The organism is Gordonibacter pamelaeae 7-10-1-b, from assembly GCF_000210055.1.
Classification (GTDB): domain Bacteria; phylum Actinomycetota; class Coriobacteriia; order Coriobacteriales; family Eggerthellaceae; genus Gordonibacter; species Gordonibacter pamelaeae.
On sequence record NC_021021.1, the window covers coordinates 126363 to 130745 of the forward strand.

General features: G+C 69.5%; 5 protein-coding genes. 2 read left to right on the forward strand and 3 right to left on the reverse strand.

The window, feature by feature from the left end:
- Positions 1 to 260: 260 nt before the first annotated feature.
- On the reverse strand, positions 261 to 1145 hold the full coding sequence (locus GPA_RS00540; RefSeq protein ID WP_015538644.1) for a methionyl aminopeptidase: 885 nt from the start codon (positions 1143 to 1145) through the stop codon (positions 261 to 263).
- Between the two features lie 159 nt (positions 1146 to 1304).
- Here GPA_RS00540 and GPA_RS00545 point away from each other — a divergent pair, with 159 nt between their 5' ends.
- Together GPA_RS00545 and GPA_RS17715 are read left to right on the forward strand one after the other, a co-directional pair.
- On the forward strand, positions 1305 to 1967 hold the full coding sequence (locus GPA_RS00545; RefSeq protein WP_015538645.1) for a hypothetical protein: 663 nt from the start codon (positions 1305 to 1307) through the stop codon (positions 1965 to 1967).
- Between the two features lie 24 nt (positions 1968 to 1991).
- Entirely contained in the window at positions 1992 to 2132 is a 141-nt protein-coding gene (locus GPA_RS17715; RefSeq protein WP_015538646.1) for a hypothetical protein, read from the forward strand.
- Between the two features lie 77 nt (positions 2133 to 2209).
- On the opposite strand, the gene GPA_RS00550 is transcribed toward GPA_RS17715, so the two are convergent.
- Positions 2210 to 3073 (reverse strand): DegV family protein, encoded by an 864-nt coding sequence (locus GPA_RS00550; RefSeq protein WP_041238683.1) that lies wholly within the window; start codon positions 3071 to 3073, stop codon positions 2210 to 2212.
- Between the two features lie 104 nt (positions 3074 to 3177).
- On the reverse strand, positions 3178 to 4383 hold a 1206-nt coding region (locus GPA_RS00555; RefSeq protein ID WP_041239870.1), incomplete at its 5' end, for a phenylalanine--tRNA ligase subunit beta.

Consider the following 4383-nt stretch of genomic DNA (forward strand, 5'->3'; position numbering starts at 1 on the left):
GCGCGGCCTGCTCCTGCACCCGGCGCCCGTCGGTGAGCAGCGCGAGCACGTCGCGCCCGTACACGAGCAGCCACCAGGCGATGGACGCAGCCACCAGCGCGATCACGGCGATCGCGACAACGCGCCCTATGCGCTGCCGCCCCGCGTCCTTGGGAGTGTTCTTTTCCATGGGCAGATTGTGCGCCCCGGGAAAGCGCGGAAGGCCGCCGCCCGTCAACGGGCGGGAAACGGTTCCGCACGCTAGCCCCGCACCGCCGTCCCTACCAGGACAGCACCTCGTATCCGTCCTCGGTCACGGCCACCTGGACCTCCCACTGCGCCGTATCGGAGCCGTCGGCCGTGCGCACGGTCCAGCCGTTCGGATCGCCCATGTCGATGTCGGGGCCGCCGGCGTTCACCATGGGCTCGATGGTGAACACGAGGCCCGGCACCAGCACCATGCCCGTACCCGCCTCGGCCACATGGCTCACGAACGGGTCCTCGTGGAAGTCGAGGCCGATGCCGTGGCCGCCGAACTCGCGCACCACCGAGAAGCCGCATGACTTCGCGTGAGCGCTCACGGCCGCGCCCACGTCGCCCAGGAAGCCCCACGGCCTCACGGCAGCCAGACCGGCCTCCAGCGCCTTCTTCGTCTCGTCCACCAGGCGCCGCCGGTCCTCGGACACCTCGCCCAGGCAGAACATGCGCGACGAGTCGGAGTAGTACCCGTCCAGGATGGTCGAGCAGTCCACGTTCACGATGTCGCCCTCGCGCAGCACGACGTCGTCGGAGGGGATGCCGTGGCAGACCTCGTCGTTCACGGACGTGCACACGCTCTTCGGATACCCCTCGTAGCCCAGGTCGGCCGGGATGCCGCCATGCTCCACCGTGTAGTCGTGCACCCAGCGGTCTATCTCGCCCGTCGTGGTGCCCACGCCGATGCGCCCAGCCACGTGGTCGAGCACGCCGATGTTGATGGCCGCGCTGCGCTTGATGCCCTCGATGTCGTCCGCCGACTTCAACAGCCCGCGCTCGGGCAGCTCGCACCCCTGTTCGTACAGCTGCTCGAGGCGCTCGTCGAAGACCAGGTGGCATTTCTTGTACTTGCGCCCGCTGCCGCACCAGCATACGTCGTTGCGACCGGGCTGCTCCACTCCGTCATACATGCGGTTTCCTTTCGCTCGCGGGCTATTGTACCGCGCACCGCCGCGAGCGGCAGCGGGCGGAAGGAAAGTCCCGACAATTCGACCGTCTGGATCGTGTATAGAAGGTAGGCGCCGTCCCCCCGATGGCGCGCCGAAAGGCCGAACCGGAAAGGACGCCCCATGCCGAACCAGCGTCGCCCGACCACCATCGCCCGGTGCGCGGCGATAGCCCTCGCCTGCACGGCCATCGCCGGATGCGCCGCCCCCTCGCAAGGGCCCGCCGATGAGAGCATCCCCTTCACCGCCGATGCATTCGACGAGGAAGCGCACGACCAAGGGCTCGATGCCGGGAAAGGCCTCTCCGCGTCGCGGGGCACCTGCGACGAAGCCCTGGCAGCAGCGCCCTGCCCCGATCCTGCCTCGGTCGGCTCGCCCTACGACCTTGAAGCCATCCTCTCGCTCGACCCGACCCAGATCCCTTCCACGTTGGAGGGGCTCGGGTTCAAGCACGAGAGGGGAGTTCCCACGGGTGCCTGGGAGGGCGTTTCCGCCGAAACGCCCTGCTCACCCGCCGGCTCCACGACGCGCCTGTTCTTCACCGTGGGCGGGAGCGAGACGTCGCCCGAGCTCATGCTGGAGGGAAGGCGCCCGCAGGCCGCGGGCATGGGCATCATGGCCCCGCTCGCCGGCGAGGATGAGGCAGAGGCCGTATGCGCTTCGCTGCTGGAGGCGGCCGGCCTCGAAGACGAGCTGTCCCGCACCGTGGAAGAGAACCATCGCTTCGACCGGCGCATCGTCGCCCGCATCGGGAACTGTCCGGCCGGGAGCACCGGCATCCTGTAGTGCCTGAGCGCTTGGAGCCAGCAGATGCAGGGAGAATCGGCCGCGTACAGCTTTACCTCCTACATGCTCACCGTCTACACGCGCGAGGGCGTGCTGGCCTCCCAGGACCAGAGCCTGCTGGAAGCCATCGGCATCTTCGATGCAGCGGACGCTCCACCGAGCTGACAGGCCGCAGAAAAGGAACCCTCGGCCTGCGCCAATGCGCGAAACCCGTTAAGAAGGGCAGCCGGCAACCTGCAGCCCTACGCGAACTGGCGCTTGGCGCAGCCGATGCCCAGGGCGCCGGGGCCCACGTGGCAGGCGATGCTCAAGGGGAGGCGGTCGACGTAGACGTCGTCCGTGCCGAAGTGGGCGCGCACCTCGTCGGCAAACGCCTGGGCGTCCTCGTCGCGGTTCGTATGCGCCACGTAGAGGTGCACGCCGTCCACGCCGCCGAAGCGCTCCCTCACGTCGCGCGAGAGCGCCTTGACCATGGTGCGCTTCGCGGCCTTGAACGACTTGGCAACCGAGAAGGCATCGAGCTTCTCGCCCTGGATCTGGAGCACCGGCTTGATCTTGAGCACGGACCCGATGGCCGCGGCGGCCGGCGTGATGCGACCGCTCTTGTGCAGGTAGGCCATCGTGTCCACCATGAGGTAGATGCTGGCGTCCAACTTCGTGCTTTCCAGCAGCGCGCACGTCTCGGCCGCCGTGCGGCCCTCGCCGATCCAACGCAGCGCGTCGAGCACCGCCTCGCGCTGCGTGACCGAGATGCGCTGGTTGTCCACCACGTGCACGCGCCCGTTGCAGTGCGCGGCCACCTGGCACGCCGTCTCGCACGAGCCGGACAGGCCGCTGGACATGGGGATGTAGACCACCTCGTCGTACGCTTCGAGCAGCTCGGCCCAACGCTTGCCCAGATCGACGATGGACGGCTGCGACGTGACGATGTCGGCGCCCGCGATCTGGCGCTCGTAGAAGCGCTCGGCGTCCAGGTTCACGCCCTCCAAGCACTCCTCCCCGTCCACGACGAAGGGCATGGGCACCACGTGAACGCCCAGCCGTTCGGCCTCTTCCTGCATGATGCCGCTGTTCGTGTCCGTCGCGACTGCGATGCTCTTTTCCACCTGTTGCCCTCCCAGACAGCAGGCGACGGGATTCCCCCGTCGCCCGATGCAGACGGGCCCCGAATCCCGTCCCTCTTGCTTACCCTACCATTATGGCCGATCGGCTAGCCGCGCACCTCGGCGCCGGTGGCCGCGCACACCTTCTTCACCAACCGCTCATGAGCCTTGTCCACCTCGTCGCTCGTGAGCGTGCGGTCGGCCGCGCGGTACGTGAGCGCGTAGGCCATCGACTTCTTGCCCGCGCCCACGCGCTCCTCGTCGCGGTACACGTCGAACAGGCGCGCGTCCTCCAAGAGCTTCCTGCCCGCCGAGGCCATGCACTGCACGAGCTTCTCGTGCGCAACGCCCTCGTCCACGACGAACGCCACGTCCATGGACACGGCCGGGAACGTGGGCACGTCGCGGTAGTCGCGCGCGGGACGCGACGCCTTGGCAAGCGCCTCCACGTCCAGCTCGAACGCCACCACCGGCGCATCCGCCTCGAAGGCGGCCACGGCCAGCGGGTGCAGCTCGCCCACCCAGCCCAGCTCCGCGCCGCCCGCGAGCACCACGGCGGCTCGCCCGGGCTGCAGGTGCGGGGCCTCGTCGGCGGAGAGCGCCTTGAAGCGCAGCTTCGGCAGCGCCAGCTCGCGCGCCAGGCTCTCGACGACGCCCTTGCCGTCGAAGAAGTCGAACGGGGCCGGCGCGGCGTTCCAGCCCGCCTCGCCCATGGCGCCCGCCAACACGCCCGCCAGACGGCGGCGCTCCTTGGGCTGCTTGCGCCCCTCGGCCGCGAAGAACACGGCGCCCGCCTCGTAGAGCTGGACGTTCTTCACGCCGCGGCTCTGGTTGTACGCCACGCTGCGCAAAAGGCCGGGCACGATGCTCTGGCGCATGACGGACTGGTCGGCGTTGAGGGGGTTGATGAGCTCGACCGGCTCGCCCAGCCCCTCGTGCGGCATGCGCAGGCGGTCGAGGTCGCCCGGCTCGGCGAACGAGTAGGTCATCGTCTCGTTGAGGCCGCTCGCGCGCATGACGGCGTTCACCGTGTCCATGACGTGCTCCATCTGCGAGCGCGTGCCCACGCGGCCGGGGCCGCCGGGTAGCGTGGCCGGGATGCGGTCCATGCCCCACAGGCGCAGCACCTCCTCGTACAGGTCGATCTCGCGCTCGAGGTCCGGGCGGAACGTGGGCGCGCCCACGGCCAGCACGCCCGCATCGCCCGCCGGATCGTCGGCCACCGTGCAGCCCAGGCGGCGCAGGATGTCCTCGATGTCGGCGCGCGGGATGTCCGCTCCCATCATGGCGCAGAAGCGCGGCACGCGGAAGCG